Below are 23,934 nucleotides of genomic sequence, written 5' to 3'. Positions count from 1 at the left end.
CGGCCGTTAATCGACCCCGCCGCGTGTTCTAATCCCGGAATTGGTCTGCGGTATCGATCACGGCTTTGCGCAGGTCATCGACCTGAGGACCGCGTTGTAGGACGGCGCGCGAGACATTCGCAAAGCCCAGCTGCGGGCACTCAGACACAATGGCGTGCACCTGCGCGGGACCCGCCCCCTGGGCACCAACGCCGGGAAGCAGCACCGGGCCATTAAGCGAGTCCAATCGGGGCGGATTATCCACGGTCGCACCCACCACAACGCCCACGCTTCCAGCAACACCGGCCTCTTGCTCCGAGGCATTGAAGGCGGCGCACTCGTCGACGACCGCCTGGGCAATCGAGTCCGCAGTGCCTGCAGGCACTGCCTGAATGGCTCGCGCCTCCGGATTAGAGGTAGCCGCGAGGACGAATACACCGCGGTTGTTTTCTTGCGCCGTGGCAATAGCCGCGCCCAGCGCCCCAACGCCAAGGTAAGGCGAAAGTGTCACCGAGTCAGCGCGCAGGGGCGAGGTCTCCCCTAGCCAAGCATCGCCATAGCCTTCCATGGTGGAGCCGATATCGCCGCGCTTGGCATCCGCCACCGTCAGACATCCTGCCTCGCGCAAACCGGCCAGCGTTTCTTCCAAGACCGCAAAGCCTGCGGCGCCGAAGCGCTCGAAGAAAGCCACCTGTGGTTTTACCAAGGCTGCGGAATCCGCGAATGCCTCGACGCAGCGCATGCTGAAGGTGCGAAGGCCTTCTGGTGAATTATCCAGCCCCCATTGCTCTAAGAGGTACGGGTGCGGGTCGATGCCTACACACAGGCGCCCGCGTTCGCGGCCGGCGTCTACCAGGCGCTGGCCAAAGGATTTAGTTGCGTGGTCCATGCTCAAGCTCCTGAAGTGCGCGGACCTGCAAATCACCCTGGCGCAGCGCTTCGATGCCCTGCACCGCCGCCGTCACGCCTTGAACCACCGTGACCAGTGGCAGCCCCATGTGCACCGCTGCGGCGCGGATATCGTAGCCGTCGTGACGGGAACCGGCGGAGCCTGCTGGCGTATTGAGGATCCAATCCACCTCGCCGTTGAGGATCTTGTCCACGATGGACTCTTCGCCGTCCTTGGCCTCAGAGACCTTGACGGCGACCTCACACTCGATGCCATTGCGGCGCAGCATCTGCGCGGTACCCGCAGTAGCGATGATGTTGTAGCCCATCGTGGCCAAGCGCTGGATGGGGAAAATCAGCGTGCGCTTATCCCGGTTGGCGACGGAGACGAAGACCGTGCCTTCAATCGGCGGACGAGCAAACGCGGAGATTTCCGCCTTAGCAAAGGCCGCACCGAAGTTGGTGGCCAAGCCCATGACCTCACCGGTGGACTTCATCTCGGGCGACAGCAAGGAATCGAGCAGGCTGCCATCTGGGCGGCGGAAACGGTTGAAGGGCAAGACCGCTTCCTTGACCGCAATCGGGTGATCAAGTGGCAAGGAACCGCCATCGTAGGACGATGGAATAAGTCCTTCTTCTCGCAGTTCCGCGATGGTGGATCCCATCATGATGCGGGCGGCGGCCTTTGCTAGCGGCACGCCGGTCGCCTTTGAGACGAACGGAACGGTGCGCGAGGCGCGCGGGTTGGCCTCGATGACATAAAGGATGTCGTCCTTCAAGGCGAACTGGACATTCATCAGGCCCTTGACGCCGATTCCCTCGGCCAAACGGCGCGTGGACTCGCGCACATTCTCGATGTCCTCTGGGCCCAGCGTCATCGGCGGCAGAGCGCAGGAGGAGTCACCGGAGTGAACGCCAGCCTCCTCGATGTGCTCCATCACGCCGCCGAGGTAGACCTCGTTGCCATCGCACAGGGCATCGACGTCGATCTCAATGGCCGAGTCCAAAAAGCGGTCCACCAGGACTGGATGGTCTGGGGAAAGCTCGGTGGCGCGCTCGATATAGTTCTCCAGCGACCGCTCATCGTAAACAATTTCCATGCCGCTGCCGCCCAATACGTAGGAAGGACGAACCAGGACTGGATAACCGATGGAGGCTGCTACCTTCCGGGCCTCCTCGAAGGAGGTGGCGGTGCCGAATTGCGGTGCGGCAAGCCCACCGGCTTCCAGAACCTTGCCGAATTCGCCGCGGTCCTCGGCAGAGTCGATGGCAGCAGGGCTGGTGCCCACCACCGGCACGCCGGCGGCATCGAGGCGCTCTGCCAAGCCCAGCGGGGTCTGGCCGCCCAGCTGCACCAGCACGCCGGCGACCTCGCCGGAGGCTGCCTCTGCGTGGTAGACCTCCATGACATCTTCGAAGGTCAGCGGCTCGAAGTACAGGCGGTCAGCGGTGTCATAGTCCGTCGATACCGTCTCCGGGTTGCAGTTGACCATCACGGTCTCATAGCCCTTGCGAGAAAGCTCAAGGGCGGCGTGTACGCAGGAGTAGTCAAATTCGATGCCCTGGCCAATGCGGTTCGGGCCAGAGCCCAAGATGATGACCTTGCCCTTCGAGCCTTCCGGCGCTGGGTGCACCTCGGTTTCGGCATCGGGGTCCAGCTCATAGGAGCTGTAGTGGTACGGCGTTTGCGCCTCAAACTCGCCGGCACACGTATCGACGGTCTTGAAGACGGGGCGGATGCCCATGCGCCAGCGCAGGCTGCGCACGCCATCCTCGCCGTTGAACTCGGGGCGCAGGACGGCAATTTGGGCATCGGAAAGCCCAAAGACCTTGGCCTCGCGCAGGAGTTGCTCGGTGAGCACGGGGGCATCGACAAGCTCCTGGCGGAATTTCACCAGGCCCTCGAGCTCCGCAATGAACCATGGATCCACGCCGGAGGCTTCGTGGACCTCATCCACCGAGGCGCCGAGGCGCAGGGCCAGCTCGATATCGTACATGCGGCCCTCAGTGGGGCGCTCGAGGTCCTTGAGCACCGCCTGCACGTCGGTGGCGCGCTCGCCCGCGAAATACTCATCGGGCTTGGTCCAGAAACCATTGGGCTTGTTTTCCAGCGACCGCATGACCTTATTCAGGCCAGAGATATAGTTGCGGCCGATGCCCATGGCTTCGCCCACAGATTTCATCGTGGTGGTCAAGGTGTCATCGGAGCCGGGGAACTTCTCAAAGGCAAAGCGGGGCGCCTTGACGATGACATAGTCCAAAGTCGGCTCGAAGGCCGCTTGGGTTTCGCCGGTGATGTCATTTTGCACCTCGTCCAAGGTGTAGCCGATGGCCAACTTCGCGGCCAGCTTGGCAATGGGGAAACCCGTTGCCTTGGAGGCCAGCGCCGAGGAGCGGGATACGCGCGGGTTCATCTCGATGACGATGATGCGGCCATCATCTGGGTTCAAGGCGAACTGGATATTGCAGCCGCCGGTATCGACGCCAACCTCGCGGATGATGTCGATGCCCAAATCGCGCATCTTCTGGTACTCGCGGTCCGTCAGCGTCAGCGCCGGAGCCACGGTAACGGAGTCACCGGTGTGCACGCCCAAGGCATCGACGTTTTCGATAGAGGCCACGACGACCACGTTGTCGTCGCCATCGCGCATGAGCTCGAGCTCGTGTTCTTTCCAGCCGAGGATGGATTCCTCGATGAGCACATTAGCCTCGGGCGAGGCCGCAAGCCCGCCGCCGGCGATGCGCTCAAGGTCCTCGTTATTGAAGGCTAGGCCGGAACCCAGTCCACCCATGGTAAACGACGGGCGCACCACGACGGGCAGGCCGAGCTTGTCGACGGTCTCGTGGACCTCGTCCATGTTGTGGCACACCGCCGAGCGAGCGGATTCTCCGCCTACAGAGGCCACGATGTCCTTAAACTTTTGGCGGTCCTCGCCGCGCTCGATGGCATCGATATCGGCGCCGATGAGCTCGATATCGTACTTATCCAAAATTCCCTGGCGGTCTAGCTGCACCGCAGCGTTGAGCGCGGTTTGCCCGCCCAAGGTGGCCAGGACGGCGTCGATGGGGTGGCCTTCCTCTGCCTCCTTGACCAGGATCTTTTCGATGTACTCCGGCTCGATGGGCTCGACGTAGGTGTGGTCGGCGAATTCCGGATCCGTCATGATGGTCGCGGGGTTCGAGTTCACCAGGGTCACGCGCAGGCCCTCGTCCTTGAGGACGCGGCAGGCCTGGGTTCCGGAGTAGTCGAACTCGCAAGCCTGGCCGATGACGATGGGCCCGGAGCCGATGACCAGGACGTGATTAATGTCAGTGCGCTTAGGCATAATATTTTCTTCCTTTTCCTGGGTGACTACTTATTCGGGGTGTGGTTGGCCATGAGCTCTAAGAATTGATCAAAGAGCGGGTTGGCATCGTGCGGGCCGGCGGCGGATTCCGGGTGGTACTGCACCGAGAAGGCCATGCCATTGCGCAGGGCGACGCCCTCGACCGTGTCATCGTTCAAGCAGATGTGCGTGATGTGGGCCGGGCCGAAGTCCGAGGCGAATTCGGCATCTTCATCGGCCAGGTCGTAGTTATCTGGGGCTTGCAGCGCGAAGCCGTGGTTTTGGGAGGTGATATCGATTTTGCCGGTGAGCATGTTGCGTACTGGGACGTTGATGCCGCGGTGGCCGAACTTCATCTTGTAGGTGGATAGGCCAAGCGCGCGCCCGAGCAGCTGGTTGCCAAAGCAGATGCCGAAGAACGGGATTTTCGCCTCAAGTACCTTCTTAATGGTGGCAACTGTGTCGTCGGCGGTGGCCGGGTCACCCGGGCCGTTGGAGACGAAGACGCCATCCGGGTTATAGGACTGAACTTCTGCAAAGGTGGTGGTAGACGGCACCACGATGGTCTCGATACCGCGCTGGGAAAGGTAGCGCGGCGTTGCGGATTTCACGCCCATGTCAAAGGCGACGATGGTGTATTTCTTCTCTCCCTTGGCCTCTACAACGTAGGGCTTGTCGGTAGATACCTCGGCGGCAAGGTCCGCGCCCTCCATGGAGGATTGGCCCTTTACCTCCTCGAGTAGTTCCTCGACGGGCCGGGTGGCAGCCTCGCCCGAGAACAGGCCCGCGGAGATGGAACCGTAGTTGCGCAGGTGGCGCACCAGGGTGCGGGTATCGATGCCGCGGATGCCGATGACCCCTTGCGCCTGCATTTCTTCGCTCAAGCTGCGCTCGGCGCGCCAGCTGGATACGCGGCGGGACAGATCGCGGATAACCAGGCCTGCGACCCAAATATTATTGCCGTGGGACTCGTTATCCTCATCGTTCCAGCCGGTATTGCCAATATGCGGGGCGGCGGAGACGACGATCTGGCGGTGGTAGGACGGGTCCGTCATCGTTTCTTGATACCCGGTCATCGCGGTGGTAAATACGGCCTCGCCGAGGGTGGTGCCGGTAGCGCCGAAGCCGTAGCCACGGAAGGTACGCCCATCCGCAAGGACGAGGATTGCTGGGGTTTTATCAGTCACGTCGTGGCCTTTCTGTGCCTTGATTGGGTGCTGTGTGCAAGGTTAGTCATGGGTAGCGGCGTTCAGATCGAACGTTACCGAGCCGCGCAAGATGGTGTGGGTAACCCGCGCACCAAATTCCTCGCCCGCATAGGGGTTGTTCTGGGACTTGGATGCAAGCTGCGCGGAATCGGATACCCAGTGATGTTGTGGGTCAACGATGGTTAAGTTGGCAGGCTCCCCCACTTCCAAGGGGCGACCGTGGCCTGGCAGGCGCGTGATCTCAGCGGGGCGCTCGGACATGACGCGGGCGATAAAGCGCCAGTCCGCCAGGCCGGTTTCCACAAAGAGCTTGGCGATGACCGCCAGCGAGGATTCCAACCCCAGCATGCCGGGGCGCGCGTTTTCGAATTCCACGCACTTGTCTTCGGAGCCATGCGGCGCGTGGTCGGTGGCGACGCAGTCAATGGTGCCATCGAGCAGCGCCTGGCGCAGCGCCTCCGTATCGCGCTGTTCGCGCAGCGGCGGGTTCACGCGGAAGAGGCCGTCATAGGTGCGCAGTTTGTCATCGGTCATCAGCAGGTGGTGCGGGGTGACCTCTGCGGTGAGCGGAATATCGTGTTCCTTTGCCCACTGCAACAGTTCCACTGTGCCCTGTGTGGAGGCGTGGCAGATGTGCACGCGGTTGCCGTAATCGCGCGCCAGCAGGGCATCGCGGGCGACGATGGATTCCTCTGCCACGCGCGGCCAACCGCGCAGGCCCAACCGGGCGGCGTTTTCGCCCTCGTGGGCAGAAGACCCGCCGGTCATGCGGTCATCTTCGGCGTGCTGGGCCAGCAGCACGTCCATGCCCTTGGCGTATTCCAGCGCGCGGCGCATCAGCTGCGGGTTTTGCACGCATTTGCCGTCATCAGAGAACATGCGCACCTTGGCATCGCTGCGCGCCATCATGCCGAACTCGGTCAAGGACTTGCCTTCTAGGCCCTTGGTGATGGAGCCGACCGGGTGGACATCGCAAAGCCCCAGTGCCTGGGACTTTGCCCACACGGATTCGGCGATGATCGGCTGGTCCGTGACCGGCGTGGTATTGGCCATGGTAAAGACCGCGGTAAACCCGCCCTTGGCCGCGGCTTTGGAACCGGACTCGATGGTCTCGGTGTCCTCGCGGCCTGGCTCGCGCAGGTGCACGTGCATATCAACCAGGCCAGGCAGCAGCACGTTGCCGTCGCCCTCGATGGTCTCGGCGCCCTCTGCCTTCACCTCGGGCCCGATGGAGTCAATAACCCCACCGCGAACGAGGACGTTGGTGGGCTCGCCTTCCCCGTAGAGGCGAATATTTTTAATCAGTAGAGGGTTCTCGGCCGGTGCGGACAGCCGGCCGGTAGCTGGGTACGTAGTCATTTTCTCTCCCTTTTACGTGGCTTATGCTCTGCCCGATTTAAATCCCGGCGTTATCGCCATTGGTCAGCAGCGTAAAAAGCACTGCCATGCGCATGTGGACACCGTTGTTGACCTGCTGCAATACCGTAGTTTTATCCATATCGGCCACGGCGTAGTTGATCTCCATGCCGCGCAGCATGGGACCTGGGTGCATGACGATCGCATCCTTGTGCAGCGCCGCAGCGCGCTGTTGCGATAGCCCGAATAGCTGCGCGTACTCGCGGTGGGACGGGAAGAAGCCGCCGTCCATGCGCTCTTGCTGCACGCGCAGCATCATCACGACATCGGCATCTGCAAGCTCTGCATCAAAGTCATAGGACACGCGCACCGGCCACTTGTCCACGCCCCAAGGCATCAAGGTCGCAGGCCCCACGAGGGTGACCTCCGCGCCCAAGGTGTGCAAGAGATCCACGTTGGAACGCACGACGCGCGAGTGCAGGCAATCGCCCACAATCTTTACCTTCAGGCCCTCGAAGCCATGATCGCCGCGCAGGCCTAGGCGCTGGCGCATCGTAACGGCATCAAGCAGCGCTTGCGTCGGGTGCTGATGCGCACCGTCACCGGCATTGATGACGGCGGGGCCATGCCCATCTGGGTCCACCCACTGGGCCAGCTGTTGCGGCGCGCCGGAAGACGGGTGGCGCATGATGATGGCATCGGCGCCGATGGCCGCCAGCGTCAAGCCCGTATCCTTCAGGGATTCGCCCTTTTTCACAGAGGAGGTCGACGCCGAAAGGTTGATAACATCAGCGGACATCCACTTGCCGGCCGTTTCAAAAGACGAGCGCGTGCGCGTGGAGTTTTCATAAAAGAGCGTATAAATCGTGCGCCCGCGCAGCGTCGGCAGTTTTTTGACCTCGCGGCCATCGAGCGCCTCGCGGAAGCGATCGGCCTCATCCAAAAGGCCGATGATTTCTGCGCGGGATAGTTCCGCGCTATCAATGAGGTGTTTCATGAGTGCGTTCCCCTTATCTGCGCGGTATCGCCCGCGGAAGTAGAGCGGGTGAGAACAACGGCATCGCGGTCATCGATATCTTGGATATATACGGAGACATCTTCTTCCCGCGCCGTGGGCAGGTTCTTGCCCACATAATCGGCGCGGATGGGGACTTCGCGGTGCCCGCGGTCAACCAATACGGCTAACTGGATAATCGAAGGCCGGCCGACATCGCCCAGCGCATCGAGGGCGGCGCGGATAGTGCGGCCGGAATAAAGGACATCATCGACCAAGATGACCGTGGCATTATCGATGCCGCCGTCTGGGATGGAGGTCGGTTGCAGGGCGCGGTGCGGGAAATTGCGCAAATCGTCCCTGTACAACGTGATGTCGAGCGAGCCCCATGGAACGGGGACCCCGGAAAACTCGTGTATTTTCTGCGCGAGGCGCTCCGCTAAGGGCACTCCGCCTGAGGGGATGCCCAGCAAAATGACCCGCGGGGCCTCCGCGGAATCGAGCGCCGTTTTTTCAATAATCTGGTGCGCGATGCGTGCAACGGTACGCGAGACATCATCGGAGCTTAAAAGCTCCAACTCGTTCGCGTTCACGTCAGTTCCACTCATCGTGACCTCCTTCCCCGCCTCACGGTGCGGTCATTAAAGGATGCCTGTCAATGAACTTGTAGACGTCTATGCTGATAGACACGTATTACTCTAGCACCTTACCCACCCGTGGGTGAGGCTTAGCCGAAAGAGGTGCATCACGCAGTGAGTTTTTCCGCGCAGCACGTAGTCCCAGCCTCCCGCGAACGCGTCTGGCAGTGGCATACCCGGCCAGGGGCGCTAGCGCGCCTGAACCCACATTTCGCATTCATGAAGCCCGTGCAACAGGCCACCGATCTGGGCGATGGCACGTCCCTGCTTTCCCTGCCCGGCGGTTTGCAGTGGACGGCCCAGCACGATCTATCGCGCTACCAGGCCGGGTATAGCTTCAGCGATGTCTGCATCAACGCACCGATCCGCAAATTTGCCAAGTGGCGCCATACGCACCGTTTTGCCGATCACCCAGGCGGCACGCTGATTACAGACGAGGTCGATACCCGCATTCCCGCTGCGGCCCTCAACTCGCTATTCGCCTACCGCCAGCACCAGCTCACCCAGGATATTGCCTTTGAAAACCGACTGCGCGAAGGCCAACTTGGCCAAAAGCCGTTGACCATCGCCATCACCGGCTCTCACGGCAGCGTGGGCAGCGCCCTGACCGCACAGCTACAGACCCTGGGCCACACCGTGATCCAGCTCGTGCGCGGCACCGCGCAATCCGGCCAGCGCGAATGGCGCCCGCACCACCCGCGGCCCGATCTCCTCGAGGGCATCGACGTGCTCGTACACCTAGCCGGCGAGCCCATCTTTGGGCGCTTTAATGACAGCCACAAGGCCGATATCCGCGACTCCCGCGTGGGCCCCACCGAAAACCTGGCCCGCCTAATGGCCGCCACCGATTCCGTACAGGCCATGGTGTGCGCCTCTGCCATCGGCTTCTACGGTTCCGAGCGCGGCGATGAGCTGCTAACCGAGGACGCCGAGCGCGGCGAGGGCTTTCTTGCCGATGTCGCAGCGAGCTGGGAGAAAGCCTGCGCGCCCGCTCGCGAGGCCGGAAAGCGCGTGGTCAATATCCGCACTGGCATCGTGATGTCCGGCAATTCCGGCCTACTACCGCTGTTGCGCGCGCTGTTTTCCACTGGGCTTGGCGGCGCCTTTGGTGACGGCAACTTTTGGTACAGCTGGGTGGCACTAGACGATCTCACCGATGCCTATATCCGCGCCATCGTGGATGAGAAGCTTGCGCGGCCGGTCAATGGGGCATCGCCAAGCCCAGTGCTCAACAAAGACTTCGTTTCCGCCTTAGGAGCCGAACTGCACCGGCCCACCATACTGCCAATCCCCCAATTCGGCCCCGCCCTGCTCCTGGGCAAGCAAGGCGCGCAAGAACTCGCCTTGGCCGACCAGCGCGTGAAACCACAGGTGCTGGAGGATCTAGGCCATACCTTCCGCTACCCCACCATCGACGCAGCCTTGGCGCACGAACTCGGCGGCGAAAGCCTGTGGGAGTCGCAGTAGGAGAACTATAAGTTAGGTAAACTAAGAAGGGTTGACCATTATCCCCGATTAGTACATGGATTGAGACTACTTACGTGTCTGAAGAACCAACCCTGTATCCCGATACGCCCATTGAGGACGTCACCCTCGAGCGCATCGGTGAAATTTTTGACTCAGAAAAGCTCGAATACCGCGTAGAAGAACAGACCGTCGGCGAAGGCGAGACGGTAAAGATCCTGCGCACCGGCTTTTCCAATATCGCCATTGCACTGCAGGTGCGTGACGATGTCCTCGTGGCAGACTCCGTCTGGCGCGGTAATGCCCCAGCCTCTGAGGGTCCGCAACTGCTCATGGTCCTCAATAAGTGGAACCAACAGCACTTCGCGCCCACCCTGCGCTTTTTTGAATCGGCCGAAAATAATCTGGCCGTCTCCGGCGTCCGCGAAATCAATATTTCCCACGGCCTGTCCCGCAACCAGATCGGTGCCTTTGTAATGTCCACCCTGGACTCCATGCTGCAGTCCATGGCTTTCGTTGAAGAGCACTACCCACAGCTTGTCACCTGGGAGGAGCATAACCATGACTAATGCATCCACCGCATCTACCGAAAACAATCTGCCCGAGGTCGATCTGGACCGCGTCATTGCCGCCATGGGCACCTTTGATATTGAGCTGACCAAGGTAGAAGGCGAAATTGATGCCGCCACCGCCAACCTCAATGGCCTGCCTACCATGTTTGCGGTCCTGGATTCCGTTGTCATTGTGCGTTGCGACGTGCCAACTGATGCCTCATTTTCCAAGGCCGATGCCGGGCTCTTCCTCGCCGCCAACCAGATCAACTCTGTAGCATTCGGCGCGCGAGCAGTCATTTCTGAGCACGACGATATGCTCGTCGTCCGCACCGAGCGCGATATTCCCGCCGCGGCCGGAATGACCGATGAACAGCTCACCACCGCTTTGAAGAAGGCCGTCGATGCCGTTATCAACGGCCAGGACGCCATGGTTTCTGCCGCCGAGGAAATGGCCAAGCTCGGATCTGAAACCGCTGCGAAGGCCGGAAACGGCGGCGAGGAAAACTCCACGCCGTCTGGAAACGATTAAGCTGCCTTTTCCTAGGCCCTGTCTCCCCGTACTTAGTTCGCCCGCCTCATGCATTCGCGTGCTGCGGCGCCGCGACGGTGCGGGGATTTTTAGGCGCCTTATTTTTCTTGGGTTCTCAGCGCCGCGGATAGACACTAGTCCACATCGAGAATGCGCTGCTTTTCTTCCTCCGAATCGAATTCGGGGGCGGGCCACGACAGATTCAAGTGCCGCAGCGCATCGACGATGAGATACTTCAAGGCCATGCGCGCGTACTTCTTATTATCCGTGGGGATCACAAACCACGGTGCCCAAAGCTCATCCGTCCGGCGAATGGCATCCTCATAGGCGGCCATGTATTTATCCCAATAGCCGCGCTCTTCAAGGTCTGAAGGATCGTACTTCCAGTACTTATCCTCACGCTCGGTTCGCTCGATGAGGTTTTCCTTTTGGAACTCCGGTGAGATGTGCAAAAAGACCTTCAATATCTTTACCCGCTTTCCGGCGAGCTCTTGCTCATACTCACGAATCGCCTCAAAGCGGCGGTCGATTTCTTCCTCATCTACCCACTCGTGCACGCGTTGGATCAAGACGTCCTCGTAGTGGGAACGGTCAAAGGCCACTACCTGGCCGGGAACCGGATCGTGTTTGCGGATGCGCCACAGGAAATCGTGTTCCATTTCCTCTTCCGTGGGCTTACCAAACCCCACAGTCTTAGTACCCTGCGGATCAAAGACGGAAAAGACGTGACGAATCGCCCCGCCCTTGCCGGAGGTATCCATGCCTTGCAGGACCACTAAGAGCGAAGGTGCGTCATCGCTATGCGCCCTGCCATTAGCAAAGAGGCGTTCCTGCAAATCATAGAGCTCATCGTCGTAGCGTTCGAAGCCGTCCGCTAAGTCAGACTTTGAGCCATCGAATCCCGGTGTCGCCGTGGGATCGACATCTGCAAGCCGAAAGGTTTTACCGGCGCGCAGGTCTAGCGCATCTTTGATCTTAAATTTACCCATGACACACAGTGTACAAACGCCAGGGTGTGGAGCGGGTGGAGCGGGCGAACCGGGGCTGGCTCCCGCGGCTCCCCGCGGTGGGAAGGCAGAAGCAATTCCCCGGCTGTTGTTTACCTTTTACTTAGGAAGCCGAGGAACTAGGACTGGATTAGGAGTTGTCCTCGTCCGTTTCGGCGCTCGGGGACGACTCTTCTGGCGTCGCTGACTCCTCTGGCACCTCTGCATGCGCCGAAGGCTCAGAGTCCTCCCGGGAATCCTCGAGTTCCGCGTCGTCGCTTTCTTCCTCTTGACCGACGTTATTCATCGGGCTTAACTCAGAACGAGATTGCGCGACGTCATCCAGGACCGCGTGGATATACGGTGCGGCTTGATCGTGGGAATACTGCGAGGCTAGCTCCACGCCTTCGACGACAGCCGTCGCGGTGGGAACGTGCGGATTAAATAGCAGCTCCCAGACCGATAGGCGCAGGATAGCGCGGTCGACGGCGGGGATCCGGTGCAGCTCCCAGTTCTGGGAAAGATACCGCGAGATCGTGTCATCGATAGCGTCTAGCTCTTCTGCGACACCTTGGACGATGACCTTGGTGTAGTCCGCAATCGGCGCTACCGCGTGGCGATCTTCGCGCGCCAAGGCAACGCGATCCTCAACGATAGCCACGGGATCAACGTCCCGGTTCTCCGCTTCATAGAGGATATCCGCTGCGCGCCGGCGTGCGCGGTAGCGCGCGGTATGCCGCTTATGATTAATATCCCGCTTAGCAGTGTTATCAGACAAGATAAAGCCCTAGTTATTGACGCGGGACAGGTACTCGCCAGTGCGGGTATCGATCTTTAGTACATTGCCGATTTCAATGAACAGCGGAACCTGGATCTCGGCGCCGGTCTCCAGCGTGGCGGGCTTGGTGCCACCGGAGGAACGGTCGCCCTGCAGACCTGGTTCGGTGTGTTCTACCTTGAGGTCGACGGAGATAGGAAGCTCTGCGAACAATGCCTCATCCTCGTAGAAGGAGACCTGCACGCGCATGTTTTCCAGCAGGAAACGGGCGGCATCGCCAAACTTCTCCGGCGAGAGCTCGAACTGTTCGAAGGTCTTTTCATCCATGACGACATAGCTGGTGCCGTCGTTGTACAGGTAGGTCATATCGCGACGGTCCACCGTAGCGGTTTCTACCTTGACGCCCGAGTTCCAGGTCTTGTCCACGGTCTTTCCGGAGACAACGTCCTTGAGCTTGGTGCGCACAAACGCTGGGCCCTTGCCCGGCTTCACATGCTGAAACTCGGTGATCTGCATCAGCTTGTTGTCAATCTTGAGAACGAGTCCGTTCTTGAAATCAGTAGTATCAGCCATTGCGGTTAAACTCCCGAATATTGTGGTTGAAAGGTTGAAAGCAAAGTATAAGCCTACCGGATAGCCTGCACCCGCTGAGCCACCGGTACCCCCTAAAATCTCCGCCCCTAGGAGGGAGGAGTTACGGGACCAAGCCTACCTATGCCGGCAGCTCCGTAAAGTCCTTGGAAGCGGCGGTAATGATCTTTGGGGCTCCATTGGTGATGATGAGCGTATCTTCGATGCGTACGCCACCCTTGCCCGGCACATACACGCCCGGCTCGATGGTAAGGGTCATTCCCGGGGCCAGTTCTCCCTTACCGGTCGTGGCGGCAAAGGGGGCCTCGTGCACGTCCAAACCCACGCCGTGCCCAGTGGAGTGCACGAAGTAGTCGCCGTATCCGGCATCGGCGATGATGGTGCGGCAGGCGGCGTCGACATCGGAAAGCGACGTGCCCGCAACCGCAGCCTCGACACCGGCCTGCTGGGCGCGCAGCACCACATCGTAGATCTCCTTGGCAAAGTCATTTGCCGTACCCACGACGTAGGTGCGGGTGCAGTCAGAGTTAAATCCGCGCAGGTGAGCGCCGAAATCGATGGTGACCAAGTCTCCATCTTCAATCACGCGATCGTCCGCGCCGTGGTGCGGCATCGCAGAGTTCGGACCAGAGGCCACGATGGTATCGAAGCTCACCCGCTCCGATCCCAGGATGCGCATGCGAAATTCTAGGTCAGCAGCAACTTCGCGCTCCGTGCGGCCCGCCCGCAGCTCGCCGGCGGAAATGAGGTCTTCCAACGCCTGATTAGCAAGCGCCGCGATCTCCTCCAGCTTTTCCAGCTCTACGGGATCCTTCGTGATGCGGATATCTTCGATGATTCCAGAAATGGGTACCAAGGTGACCCCATCCGGTGCAGAATCCTTCAGCTCTTCCAATTCCGATACAGACATGTAGTCAGCCTCAAAACCGACGCGAACCGGCGACTGAGCATCATCGAACTGCTGCAAGAGCACCTTGCCTACAGCACGGCCCTCTACAGCTTCTAGATCCGGAACTTCCTGGGCAATCTGGGTGGTATAGCGGCCATCGGTAGCCATGAGCGCGGAGAGATCCTTGCGCAGCAAAAGCCCACCGTTGGAACCGGAGAACCCGGACAAGTAGCGGACGTGGATTAAGTGGGTTACCAATACCGCATCAATGCGCTGACCAGCTAATTCGGCGGCTAACTTCCGGCGGCGATCGCTGAACCGGGTATCTGCAAGTGCCATAGAATCATCCTTTGCGGGAATCGTATTGAAGTGTAAAAATTTATTCTTCCACTATATCTATTTCCGCGGCGATGATGGCTAGGTTCAGTACCTACGTACCGCCTGCACCCGAAAAGGCGCGATTCGGGCCGGCAATTATTGGCACAAATAATCCACCGCGGCGCAGTACCCAAAGACCCCCAGGCCGGCGATGACGCCGCGGGCAATGGGGCTCAAATAAGAATGATGGCGGAATTCTTCGCGGGCATGCACGTTGGAGATATGCACCTCGACGAAGCCTGCGCCATCGGCAATTTCCGCCAGGGCATCGCGCAAGGCGACGGAGGTATGCGTCAGCCCACCTGGGTTAATGATGACGGCACTTCCGGCATCGGCGGCCGCATGGACCTTCTCGATGAGCTCGCCTTCAAAATTAGACTGGAAAAACTCGATGTCTGCCCCGTGCTTCGCCGCATGCTCGGACACGAGCTTTTCAACATCGCTTAGCGTCGTGGAACCGTATACGTCCGGTTGGCGCTTGCCCAACCTATTTAGGTTCGGGCCATTGAGAACAACGATTTTCATATCTACTCCGTGATGGCGGTATATGCCGCTTCTAGCTCTTCGCGCGTCGGACCCTCTATCCGCGTCGTCGCGCCGATACCGGTGAGCGCCACGAAACGTATCTTCCCATCGCGGTTTTTCTTATCGTGGGTCATTGCCTCATATAATTCCGCGAATTTGCCCGGTTCATACGTCGTAGGCAGCCCGATATTGCTCAAGATACTGCGGTGCATATCCACCAGTTCTGCATCTATGAGGCCCCGGTGGTGGGAAAGATGGGCAATGAACATCATTCCTACGGCTACCGCGTTGCCGTGGCGCCACACATACTTTTCCTGCCTTTCCACGGCGTGGCCAAAGGTATGCCCATAATTGAGGGTCTCGCGCAACCCGGCTTCCTTGAGATCTTCTCCCACCACCGCAGCCTTTACCGAGATAGATCGCTCGATCAATTCAGGCAGAACACCGCGTGGGTCAAGGCAAGCACCTGGATTTTCCACGTAGTGCTGCACAATGACCGGATCATGAATGAACCCAGTCTTAATGATCTCAGCAGAACCAGCCACGATCTCCGCCTGTGGGAGGGTCTCTAGGCGCTCCAGATCGACGAATACAGAGTCCGGCTCGTGGAAGGCGCCGACGAGATTCTTCCCGGCCTTCGTATTAATTCCAGTTTTCCCGCCCACTGCGGCATCAACCATGGCGAGAAGGGTCGTAGGGACCTGAATCACTTTGATTCCGCGCATCCACCCGGCAGCGACAAAACCCGCCATGTCCGTGGTTGCCCCGCCGCCGACGCCGATGACGACATCACTGCGGCTAAAGCCCGCCTCACCAAGGCGGTCCCACACGTTTCCCACCACGCTAAGTTGCTTCGCCGCCTCGGCATCCGGCACCTCGAACAAGACTGGGATGACGCCGTGTGCTTCAACGGATGCTGCGAGCTCTTCTGCTGCGGTGCGCAGGGCCGGCTGAAAGATGATTGCTGCCTTATCAGCGCCTGTGTCCGCGCAGCGCCGTGCGATATCTTCGCTGAGTCCAGCTCCTATGCGGACCTCATAAGGGCTCGGCCCGTTAACGGCGATGGTGGGCATGATGGTGTCCTTTCTACGGAGCGATAGCCTGCAGGATTGCGCGGGTAGGTGTAACTCCCCGCCTAGAGGGTTTCTAAAAAGCCCAGGATATCCCCCACCACCTGCTGCGGGGAGCGAGTATCCGTGCGCACGCGGAAATCGGCCACCTCCAGATAGAAGGGCCTGCGCGTTTCCACAATGGACCGATAATGTTCAACCGGATTATCTGCCGCTAACACCGGACGATTGCGATCGCCGGCCGTGCGGCGCGCGCCTTCTTCTGCGGAAATATCGAGGAATACGACCGTGTGGCGCTCTAGAAGCTCACGTGTGGAGGCCGTCATCACCGCGCCCCCACCAAGGCTTACTACCCCACCCTTTTGCAGGGCTGCAGCGACATGTTCGGCCTCAAGCTCGCGAAACGCTGGTTCGCCTCTCTCACTAAAGACCTCACCGCAGAGTTTTCCCTCGGCCATTTCAATCAGGTGATCCGAGTCCACCAGATCGCAATTCAGCGCATGCGAAAGCCGGCGGCCAATCGTGGATTTTCCCGCACCTGGCGGGCCAATCAAAACGACGCAAGGATGTGGCTGTCCCGTTACATCGGTTGGCGTTGTCATCATTTACTCCTGGTTAAAGGCGAGACGCTGCGATACGTATTCTTCATATGCAGCAACGGCGCGGGAGGTTTCGCTCAAGCTATCTCCGCCAAATTTATCTAAAACTGCGCGCGCTAGCACGAGTGAGACCATGGCTTCAGCCACCACTCCTGCTGCCGGCACTGCGCAGACATCTGAACGCTGGTGAATTGCCGTGGCATCCGCACCTGTTTCCATGTCAATCGTGTGCAAAGCGCGCGGCACCGTGGAAATCGGTTTCATGGCGGCCCGGACACGCAATTGCTGCCCGTTGGTCATGCCGCCTTCCAAGCCTCCGGCCCGGTTGCTGAGCCTTGTGACACCATCCTCGGTGCGGACCATCTCATCGTGGGCTTCGGAACCGCGTCGACGTGCCTCTTCGAAGCCATCGCCGATTTCTACGCCCTTGATGGCCTGAATACCCATCAAGGCTCCGGCAAGCTGCGCATCCAAGCGGTCATCGCCGGAGATATGTGAGCCGAGGCCAATAGGTAGACCATCGACGATCACCTCTACGATTCCGCCTAAGGTATCGCCCTGCTTCTTTGCGGTTTCAATCTCTGAAATCATCGCCGATTCGGCGTCTTTGTCAAAGGCGCGCACCGGAGAATTATCAATATCCTCGATATCCGCAAAGCTCGGGGAAGCTCCGGTATAGGGCTGCGATGCGCCGATAGAAATCACGTGGGAGAAGACCTCAACTCCCAACGTTTCCCGTAGGAAGTTCCGCGCTACCGTCGCGGCGGCAACACGTGCGGCGGTTTCCCGGGCAGAAGAGCGCTCCAAGATGGGGCGGGCCTCGCTGTGGTTATATTTCACCATGCCCGCGAAATCAGCGTGGCCTGGGCGCGGGCGCTGCAAGGGTGCACCCCGGCCCGAATTCATCGCCTTCGCTACGTCCTCATCCTCCATATCGATGGGATCTGCGGACATGACGGTAGTCCACTTCGGCCATTCAGTATTGCCAATCATGATGGCAATGGGGCTACCAATCGTCAGCCCATGGCGGACGCCGCCGAGCAGCGTTACCTCATCGGCTTCGAATTTCATGCGCGCGCCGCGGCCATATCCTAGGCGGCGCCGTGCAAGCTGATAGGAAATATCAGCACGGGTAATGGGCACTCCGGCCGGCATGTGCTCCAGCATGGAGATCAGTGCCTGGCCGTGGGATTCACCAGCGGTAGTCCAACGAAGCATGCGGGTATTATCGCACGGCCCCTATCCACAAGGAGCAACTAGGCACCTCAATATATTCGCCTCCCCCTCAATGAGGGGATAAACCACCATAACCAGCCCAGCGGATACCACCATCGAGGGACCGTGAGGCACGCCGCCCTTGACGCGCGCGATACCGCTTGCCAGCAATGTGACTACAGCGGCGCCACCACAGGCCATGAGGACGGCCAATGGTCCTGCTGTGGCACCAACGAGCATCCCCAGTGGCAGGGCCAATTTAATATCTCCCCCGCCGATGCCAGCACCCCGCAGAGCCACTAGGAGGTACAGTACTGGCCACAATAAACCGCCCCAATTGAAAAAAGTGACAGATAAAAGCCCAGCCGGGATGGTCAGCACATCCGGCAAACGCCGCTCGCGGATATCCCACCAGGACAACGCAGACGCCCACAGGCCATAAACTATTCCCCCGAAAATCCCCATGACATAAGGCTAAGCGCCGCCCTGCCACTCTTCATGGCATGGCGGCGCACATGGGCGTATTCCCAGAAAGGTTAGAGATTGCGAAGGCGAAGCTCTTCTTGCAGTGCCGCAACCATCTCTTCGCGCGGTGCGGTAAGACCGGTGAATTGCTCGAATTGACTAAATGCTTGATGTGCCAGCATGACGTGCCCACCCACGGTGAAATAGCCATTCGCAGCGGCGCAGGCGGCGAGCGTCGTGGGCCACGGATGATAAATCACATCAAGTACTGGGGCGTGGGCAAGCTGGAAGCGATAATCCTCTAACGCTGCCGAAGGAACGGTAGAAATAATCAAATCCGCGGAGCGAGAAAGATCCTCGAGATCATCGTCAAAAGTAGCGTACTGCAGATTGAGTCCCAGCCGGTCCGCCAAAGGCTGGAGCTCTGCTTGGCGGTTCGAGCGGTTCAAGATGGTTACCTGGTCGATTCCGCGTTCTGCTAAAGCCCACAGCGCCGGACGGGAGGTTCCACCCGCGCCAATGATAAGGGCCTGAGACACGGGCCGGAGCCCGATGAGTTCTTGCAGCGCGCCGCGCACGCCCTCAGTATCTGTGTTGTCCGCGCGCCAACCGTGCTGGGTGCGAACCAAGGTATTAGCAGAACCGATGAGCTGTGCACGCTCGCTTTGTTCTTCCGCAACCTCGAGCGCGGCGAATTTACCGGGCATGGTCACGGAAAAGCCGCGGTACTCGGGGCCGCATTCTTCTAGGAATGGGGCGAGGGTATCGGCCGTAACCTCAAAGCGGGTATAGGACCAGTCCTTGAGCCCCACTGCGGCATACCCTGCGTTGTGCAGGATAGGCGATAAAGAGTGAGCGATGGGGCTACCGAGTACTGCGGCGCGCGGCATGAAGAGCGTCTACCTTTCTGGCTGCGGCCTAGTGCCTACTCAGCCGGTTGATCCGAGGCGGCATCGCCGTTGCCGGCTCCTGCTCCCTCACCCTCGCGCTGCGAGTCGAGGACGCCGGAGCGGATGGCATCGTCCACACGGTCCAGGTGCTCATCGTAGGTATCAGAGAACACGGTGGTGCCGTCCTTATCCACGGTGACGAAGAACTTCCAGCTACCTTCGGCGGGTTCTTCCATGGCGCGAATTGCCTCATCAGAAGGCGAGGAAATCGGCGTATCCGGCAGGCCTTCCTTGGCGTAGGTATTCCACGGAGTCTTTTCCGCACGAGCCTCATCGGTGGTGGCAAGCTCAACGTCTTCCAGTCCGTAGTTCACGGTGGAGTCGAACTCTAGGCGCATGGGCTCGTCAAGGCGGTTCAGGATGACGCGAGCGACCTTGTCGAATTCGCCGGCAGGCGCCTCACGCTCAACCAAGGACGCAGAGGTCAAAAGCTCGTACGGCGACAGGCCGATGGCCTTGGCGCGATTTTCGATATCGGTTTCCTCATAGCGCTTGGCAGAGCGGGTAATGAGGTCCTTCAAGATATCCTTGGCGCTCATATTCGGGTCCAGGACGTACTGACCAGGGGCAATCAGGCCCTCAATACGCTTCGGGTCATTGCCGCGCTTTTTAATCGCGTCAAGTGCCCATTCGGGTGCGCCGAGCTCCTTAGGATCAGTTTCTGCCGCCGCCTTTTCCAGTTCTTCCTTGTCCAGGCAATTGCCGTCATCGCAGCTGACCTGGGAGATCAAAGAGTAGATACCAAAGCGCACGTCACCGCCGACGACCTTCACGTCCTCCAGGGTGGCACCGCCTTGGACCTCAAGCATGTCCACACGGTTGTTTTCATCGAGCAATGCCTCTACCGCATTCGCCGCGCTCATTTCTTCCTGCAGGCGGTAGAAGCCAGGCTGAATCTGGCTGGCGCTGTGGTTCATCGACGCCGCGGAGTCGAATGCCTCTTGGGTCTTGACCACATTCTTATCCACGAGCGTGGGGCCCAGCTCGGACATAGACGACCCTTCGGGGACCTCCACCAATTGCGTGGTGCCGTTACCGGCCCCTTCGTAGTCGGCCGAAGAAGTGCCGATGCGTACTCCGATGTAGATCAGAGCTCCTAAAATGACGATGACGGATGCGACCACCACGGCGATGCCGCGCTGGCGCCGCTTGACGTACTTATCATCCATCGATCGCCCGAGGCGTTGTTGGTTACGGCTCACGTGTTTAGTCTCCTGAGTTTGAAGGCTGGGCTACTGCATCATCCGAGCGGAGCGCGTTAGCACGCCCATCCAGCCAGGACTGTAGTATTTCCACCGCTGCAGCTTGGTCAATGATTTTTCTGCCCTTCTTTTCGGACACGCCGGACGCGCGCAGCGCGGTGGTTGCCGCTACCGTCGTCAAACGTTCATCAGCCAAGCGTACTGGTGGTGGAACTTTATCTATATTTTCATCTTGATTCAAGCGGCGTCGAATCCGAAACGCAATTTCTTTCGCGTGTTTTACACTTTTTGACCCATTTCCTTGTAAATCACGCGGCAAACCAACAATGACTTCTACCGCGGAATATGCCTCAATAAGCTCCAGAATTCGATCAATGTCTTCTTGATCGCGGTCTTTGAATCCGGTCTTCCTGGGAACGGTTTCCACAGGGGTAGCGAGGGTGGCCTCCCGGTTGGATACCGCAACGCCAATTCGCACTGTGCCTACGTCGAGTGCTAACCGGCGGCCCTCGCCTGGGTCACCTACTCCCGGGGAATCTGGTTTAACTTTTGCCATAATAAGCCCTTAGCGCGACTGCAAAAGGTCCTTGACGGCCTCGAAGCCCCGCTGCGCACCTTCCGGCGCGGTGCCGGAGCCCTGCGCCATGTCCGGCTTGCCGCCGCCGCGACCGTTGACGTATTCGCCGAGGCGCTTGACGATGTCCCCAGCTTTCACGCCCTCGTCCACCGCCTTGGCCGTAGCGGCCGCAATGAACGGGAACTTACCCTTGTCCACTGCACCGAGCACGATGACAGCGGCCGTATCCTTCATGCGGTTGCGGATATCGGTGGCCACGGTGCGCAGGTCGCCGCCCGAGGTGCCATCGGGAAGCTGCAGCGCAATGGTCTTGATCCCATTGACCTCGGTAGCCGAGTCGATGAATTCAGAGGCGCGCGCGGTCAGTTGCGCCTTGCGCAGGACCTCGATTTCCTTCTCAGCGGCCTTGAGCCTCTCCGAAAGCTGCGAAATGCGCTCTGGGAGCTCCTCCGACTGCACCTTCAGCTCGCGAGAAACGCCTTCTACCAGCGCAGTTTCCTTGGAGTAGTACCGGAAGGCATCCATGCCGGAGTAAGCCTCAATGCGGCGGGCACCGGAGCCAACCGAGGACTCACCGAGCACGGAAACGGGACCGATCTCTGCCGAGGAACCAACGTGGGTGCCGCCACAGAGCTCGATGGAAAATGGTCCGCCGATTTCCACCACGCGCACCTGGTTTCCGTAGTTTTCACCGAACAGGGCCATAGCACCCATCGCCTTAGCCTCTTCCAGTGAGGTGTCGATGGTGTTGACGGCCATATTGGAGTCGATCGCCTGGTTAGTAATCAGGGCGATTTCTTCCATTTGCTCTTTGCTCAACTGCTCGGTGTAGTTGAAGTCGAAGCGCAGGTAGCCCGGACGGTTAAGGGAGCCTGCCTGCACGGCAGTGGGTCCCAGCACCTGCCGCAGGGCTGCGTGAATGAGGTGGGTGGCCGAGTGCGCCTGGGTCGCACCGTGGCGCCACTTCTCATCTACGGAAGCCTCAACAGACATGCCAAGATCGAGCCCACCGGCGGTAACGGAAGCCTTGTGTACCCACAGCTTCTTGCCAATCTTCTGGACGTCATTGACCTCCAGAAGGGATTCGCCCGCAGAAATGCGGCCGCGGTCAGCCATCTGTCCGCCGGACTCAGCGTAGAGCGGCGAGTGGTCCAAAATAACCTCAACCTCATCGCCCTCGTGGACCTCGTTGACCTTCTGGCCATCTTTGACCAGGCCGATGACGTTCGCCCCCGAGACCAGTTCCTCATAACCGGTGAATACGGTGGGGTTATTATCTACCCAGTCGCGGTACAAGGAGAGGTCGGTGTGGCCGTGCTTCTTGGCTTGGTTATCGGCCTTGGCGCGGCGGCGCTGCTCGCCCATGGCGGCATTAAAGCCTTCCATGTCCACGTCAAGGCCGGCTTCCTGCGCCATTTCCAGGGTGAGGTCAATGGGGAACCCATAGGTATCGTGCAGCTCAAAAGCCTTATCACCGGAAAGCACCTTTTGGGTCTTCGCGCGGTGGGTAGAGCGCAGGTCATCCACGGCTTCATCGAAAAGCTTGGTGCCAGATTCCAGCGTCTTCAAAAACGCCTTTTCCTCATTGATGGCCACGCGGAGGATGCGCTCGCGGTTATCCGCAATCTCAGGATAAGACGGGGTCATGGTATCCATGACCGTATTCATGAAGCGCTCCATGGTGGCGCCCTCGGCGCCGAGCAGCTTTGCGGAGCGAATGATGCGGCGCAACAGGCGGCGCAAGATATAGCCCCTGCCCTCATTACCTGGGGTAACGCCATCCAAGATGAGCATCATGCCGGTGCGCGAGTGGTCAGCCACCACGCGGAAGCGGATATTATCCTGCTGCGTTGCCTTCTCGCCGTAGGTGGCGCCGGTAAGCTCCTCAGCAACGTCAATAACCGGGCGGAGCAGGTCGGTTTCGTAGACGTTGTCTACTCCCTGCAACAGGCAAGCGACGCGCTCGATGCCCAAGCCGGTATCGATGTTTTTCTTCGGCAGTTCGCCGACGATCTCAAAATCGCCCTTTCCGGTTCCCTCGCCGCGCTCATTTTGCATGAACACGAGGTTCCAGATCTCCATGTAGCGGTTATCATCCGCAATCGGGCCGCCGTCCTTGCCGTATTCGGACCCGCGATCGTAATAGATTTCCGAGCAGGGCCCACATGGTCCCGGCACGCCCATGGACCAGTAGTTATCTTCCATGCCCAGGCGCTGGATGCGCTCTTCTGGCACGCCGATCTTATCCCGCCAGATTTCCGCTGCCTCATCGTCATCGAGGTACACGGTGACCCACAGGCGCTCCGGGTCCAGGCCAAACCCGCCGTCTTCTACGTCTTTGGTCAGCAGGTTCCATGCATTGGAAATGGCGCCTTCCTTGAAGTACTGGCCAAAGGAGAAGTTACCCGCCATTTGGAAGAAGGTGTTGTGGCGGGTGGTAATGCCAACTTCCTCAATATCCAAGGTGCGCACGCACTTTTGGATGGAGGTAGCAAGCCCTTGCGAAAATGGTGGGGTCTGCTGGCCCAAGAAATAAGGCTTGAAGGGCACCATGCCCGCGTTAACGAAAAGCAGGTTAGGGTCATCCAGGATCAAAGAGGCGCTGGGGACAACCTCGTGACCAGAATTGACGAAGTGCTGGGTAAACCGTTCCCGGATCTCATGAGTCTTCACGAGCAATAATCCTAACTGTCTAAGCTTTTATCTTCCATCAAGAAGCTTTCTAACCCATCCAACTTTACCTACTGGTGGGCAGGCCTTGCCCATCGGTGGG

At 59.6% G+C, this 23,934-nt stretch carries 22 protein-coding genes; 3 read left to right on the top strand and 19 right to left on the bottom strand.

Annotation, left to right across the window (positions count from 1 at the left end; genetic code table 11):
• Positions 1-28 precede the first annotated feature (28 nt).
• Genes pyrF through pyrR form a run of 6 tightly spaced genes read right to left on the bottom strand, consistent with a single transcriptional unit; the run spans position 29 to position 8,359 of the window.
• Positions 29-868: an orotidine-5'-phosphate decarboxylase gene (pyrF, locus tag ABRP95_RS00290; RefSeq protein ID WP_284781997.1), complete on the bottom strand. Its 840-nt coding sequence runs from the start codon at positions 866-868 to the stop codon at positions 29-31.
• Positions 852-4,193: a carbamoyl-phosphate synthase large subunit gene (gene carB / locus ABRP95_RS00285; protein WP_349838745.1), complete on the bottom strand. Its 3,342-nt coding sequence runs from the start codon at positions 4,191-4,193 to the stop codon at positions 852-854. The genes pyrF and carB overlap by 17 nt, the downstream gene beginning before the upstream one ends.
• A 26-nt stretch (positions 4,194-4,219) precedes the next feature.
• Entirely contained in the window at positions 4,220-5,380 is a 1,161-nt protein-coding gene (gene carA / locus ABRP95_RS00280) for a glutamine-hydrolyzing carbamoyl-phosphate synthase small subunit (protein WP_284849936.1), read from the bottom strand.
• A gap of 42 nt (positions 5,381-5,422) precedes the next feature.
• Positions 5,423-6,760 carry a dihydroorotase gene (locus tag ABRP95_RS00275; RefSeq protein WP_284849937.1) on the bottom strand — a complete coding sequence of 446 codons (1,338 nt, stop codon included), beginning with the start codon at positions 6,758-6,760 and terminating at the stop codon, positions 5,423-5,425.
• Positions 6,761-6,797: 37 nt separating this feature from the next.
• Positions 6,798-7,754 carry an aspartate carbamoyltransferase catalytic subunit gene (locus ABRP95_RS00270; RefSeq protein ID WP_284851666.1) on the bottom strand — a complete coding sequence of 319 codons (957 nt, stop codon included), beginning with the start codon at positions 7,752-7,754 and terminating at the stop codon, positions 6,798-6,800.
• Positions 7,751-8,359: a bifunctional pyr operon transcriptional regulator/uracil phosphoribosyltransferase PyrR gene (gene pyrR, locus ABRP95_RS00265; RefSeq protein ID WP_284852039.1), complete on the bottom strand. Its 609-nt coding sequence runs from the start codon at positions 8,357-8,359 to the stop codon at positions 7,751-7,753. Before pyrR ends, ABRP95_RS00270 begins: the two co-directional genes overlap by 4 nt.
• A 144-nt stretch (positions 8,360-8,503) precedes the next feature.
• On the opposite strand from pyrR, the gene ABRP95_RS00260 reads away from it, so the two are divergent.
• The 3 genes from ABRP95_RS00260 (at position 8,504) to ABRP95_RS00250 (ending at position 10,936) form a co-directional block, all read left to right on the top strand.
• A complete protein-coding gene (locus ABRP95_RS00260; protein ID WP_349838744.1) occupies positions 8,504-9,856 on the top strand; it encodes a TIGR01777 family oxidoreductase in 1,353 nt (450 codons plus the stop codon).
• Between the two features lie 74 nt (positions 9,857-9,930).
• Positions 9,931-10,422: a YbjN domain-containing protein gene (locus ABRP95_RS00255; RefSeq protein WP_005279056.1), complete on the top strand. Its 492-nt coding sequence runs from the start codon at positions 9,931-9,933 to the stop codon at positions 10,420-10,422.
• Positions 10,415-10,936 (top strand): YbjN domain-containing protein, encoded by a 522-nt coding sequence (locus ABRP95_RS00250; protein ID WP_284769737.1) that lies wholly within the window; start codon positions 10,415-10,417, stop codon positions 10,934-10,936. Before ABRP95_RS00255 ends, ABRP95_RS00250 begins: the two co-directional genes overlap by 8 nt.
• Before the next feature lie 134 nt (positions 10,937-11,070).
• On the opposite strand, the gene ABRP95_RS00245 is transcribed toward ABRP95_RS00250, so the two are convergent.
• The 13 genes from ABRP95_RS00245 to alaS form a co-directional block, all read right to left on the bottom strand.
• Positions 11,071-11,925 (bottom strand): PPK2 family polyphosphate kinase, encoded by an 855-nt coding sequence (locus ABRP95_RS00245; RefSeq protein ID WP_349838743.1) that lies wholly within the window; start codon positions 11,923-11,925, stop codon positions 11,071-11,073.
• Positions 11,926-12,073: 148 nt separating this feature from the next.
• A complete protein-coding gene (gene nusB / locus ABRP95_RS00240) occupies positions 12,074-12,673 on the bottom strand; it encodes a transcription antitermination factor NusB (protein ID WP_485874806.1) in 600 nt (199 codons plus the stop codon).
• Between the two features lie 36 nt (positions 12,674-12,709).
• Positions 12,710-13,273: an elongation factor P gene (gene efp / locus ABRP95_RS00235; RefSeq protein ID WP_005283196.1), complete on the bottom strand. Its 564-nt coding sequence runs from the start codon at positions 13,271-13,273 to the stop codon at positions 12,710-12,712.
• A 139-nt stretch (positions 13,274-13,412) separates the two neighbouring features.
• Positions 13,413-14,519 (bottom strand): aminopeptidase P family protein, encoded by a 1,107-nt coding sequence (locus ABRP95_RS00230; protein WP_284864356.1) that lies wholly within the window; start codon positions 14,517-14,519, stop codon positions 13,413-13,415.
• Positions 14,520-14,654: 135 nt separating this feature from the next.
• Positions 14,655-15,083, bottom strand: coding sequence for a type II 3-dehydroquinate dehydratase (gene aroQ, locus ABRP95_RS00225; protein ID WP_284769733.1), 429 nt, complete (start codon positions 15,081-15,083; stop codon positions 14,655-14,657).
• 2 nt (positions 15,084-15,085) lie between these two features.
• Positions 15,086-16,156, bottom strand: coding sequence for a 3-dehydroquinate synthase (gene aroB, locus ABRP95_RS00220; RefSeq protein WP_284796091.1), 1,071 nt, complete (start codon positions 16,154-16,156; stop codon positions 15,086-15,088).
• Between the two features lie 62 nt (positions 16,157-16,218).
• Positions 16,219-16,758, bottom strand: a complete 540-nt coding sequence (locus ABRP95_RS00215; RefSeq protein WP_349838742.1) for a shikimate kinase — start codon at positions 16,756-16,758, stop codon at positions 16,219-16,221.
• Positions 16,759-17,970, bottom strand: a complete 1,212-nt coding sequence (gene aroC / locus ABRP95_RS00210; protein WP_284782020.1) for a chorismate synthase — start codon at positions 17,968-17,970, stop codon at positions 16,759-16,761. It lies immediately after the preceding gene.
• Between the two features lie 21 nt (positions 17,971-17,991).
• Positions 17,992-18,432: a prepilin peptidase gene (locus ABRP95_RS00205; RefSeq protein ID WP_284796088.1), complete on the bottom strand. Its 441-nt coding sequence runs from the start codon at positions 18,430-18,432 to the stop codon at positions 17,992-17,994.
• Positions 18,433-18,503: 71 nt separating this feature from the next.
• On the bottom strand, positions 18,504-19,322 hold the full coding sequence (locus ABRP95_RS00200) for a shikimate dehydrogenase (protein ID WP_284852034.1): 819 nt from the start codon (positions 19,320-19,322) through the stop codon (positions 18,504-18,506).
• A gap of 35 nt (positions 19,323-19,357) precedes the next feature.
• Complete coding sequence (mltG, locus tag ABRP95_RS00195; protein ID WP_284852061.1) at positions 19,358-20,551, bottom strand: endolytic transglycosylase MltG; 1,194 nt, start codon at positions 20,549-20,551, stop codon at positions 19,358-19,360.
• Between the two features lie 37 nt (positions 20,552-20,588).
• Positions 20,589-21,140 (bottom strand): Holliday junction resolvase RuvX, encoded by a 552-nt coding sequence (gene ruvX / locus ABRP95_RS00190; RefSeq protein WP_284796086.1) that lies wholly within the window; start codon positions 21,138-21,140, stop codon positions 20,589-20,591.
• 9 nt (positions 21,141-21,149) lie between these two features.
• A complete protein-coding gene (alaS, locus tag ABRP95_RS00185) occupies positions 21,150-23,834 on the bottom strand; it encodes an alanine--tRNA ligase (RefSeq protein WP_284782026.1) in 2,685 nt (894 codons plus the stop codon).
• Between the last annotated feature and the right edge of the window lie 100 nt (positions 23,835-23,934).

It is taken from the genome of Corynebacterium sp. KPL2895 (assembly GCF_040225815.1).
GTDB classification, from domain to species: domain Bacteria; phylum Actinomycetota; class Actinomycetes; order Mycobacteriales; family Mycobacteriaceae; genus Corynebacterium; species Corynebacterium rhinophilum.
The sequence above is the reverse complement of the archived record's forward strand: the minus strand, read 5'-3'. Positions and strand labels throughout refer to the sequence as shown.

Excerpts from the sequence above, each read along its gene's own strand:
- pyrF (WP_284781997.1), bottom strand. The coding sequence starts at position 868 with ATGGACCACGCAACTAAATCCTTTGGCCAGCGCCTGGTAGACGCCGGC.
- carB (WP_349838745.1), bottom strand. The coding sequence starts at position 4,193 with ATGCCTAAGCGCACTGACATTAATCACGTCCTGGTCATCGGCTCCGGG.
- ABRP95_RS00275 (WP_284849937.1), bottom strand. The coding sequence starts at position 6,760 with ATGACTACGTACCCAGCTACCGGCCGGCTGTCCGCACCGGCCGAGAAC.
- ABRP95_RS00270 (WP_284851666.1), bottom strand. The coding sequence starts at position 7,754 with ATGAAACACCTCATTGATAGCGCGGAACTATCCCGCGCAGAAATCATC.
- pyrR (WP_284852039.1), bottom strand. The coding sequence starts at position 8,359 with ATGAGTGGAACTGACGTGAACGCGAACGAGTTGGAGCTTTTAAGCTCC.
- ABRP95_RS00250 (WP_284769737.1), top strand. The coding sequence starts at position 10,415 with ATGACTAATGCATCCACCGCATCTACCGAAAACAATCTGCCCGAGGTC.
- ABRP95_RS00245 (WP_349838743.1), bottom strand. The coding sequence starts at position 11,925 with ATGGGTAAATTTAAGATCAAAGATGCGCTAGACCTGCGCGCCGGTAAA.
- efp (WP_005283196.1), bottom strand. The coding sequence starts at position 13,273 with ATGGCTGATACTACTGATTTCAAGAACGGACTCGTTCTCAAGATTGAC.
- ABRP95_RS00230 (WP_284864356.1), bottom strand. The coding sequence starts at position 14,519 with ATGGCACTTGCAGATACCCGGTTCAGCGATCGCCGCCGGAAGTTAGCC.
- aroQ (WP_284769733.1), bottom strand. The coding sequence starts at position 15,083 with ATGAAAATCGTTGTTCTCAATGGCCCGAACCTAAATAGGTTGGGCAAG.
- aroB (WP_284796091.1), bottom strand. The coding sequence starts at position 16,156 with ATGCCCACCATCGCCGTTAACGGGCCGAGCCCTTATGAGGTCCGCATA.
- ABRP95_RS00215 (WP_349838742.1), bottom strand. The coding sequence starts at position 16,758 with ATGATGACAACGCCAACCGATGTAACGGGACAGCCACATCCTTGCGTC.
- aroC (WP_284782020.1), bottom strand. The coding sequence starts at position 17,970 with ATGCTTCGTTGGACTACCGCTGGTGAATCCCACGGCCAGGCACTGATC.
- ABRP95_RS00205 (WP_284796088.1), bottom strand. The coding sequence starts at position 18,432 with ATGGGGATTTTCGGGGGAATAGTTTATGGCCTGTGGGCGTCTGCGTTG.
- ABRP95_RS00200 (WP_284852034.1), bottom strand. The coding sequence starts at position 19,322 with ATGCCGCGCGCCGCAGTACTCGGTAGCCCCATCGCTCACTCTTTATCG.
- mltG (WP_284852061.1), bottom strand. The coding sequence starts at position 20,551 with ATGGATGATAAGTACGTCAAGCGGCGCCAGCGCGGCATCGCCGTGGTG.
- ruvX (WP_284796086.1), bottom strand. The coding sequence starts at position 21,140 with ATGGCAAAAGTTAAACCAGATTCCCCGGGAGTAGGTGACCCAGGCGAG.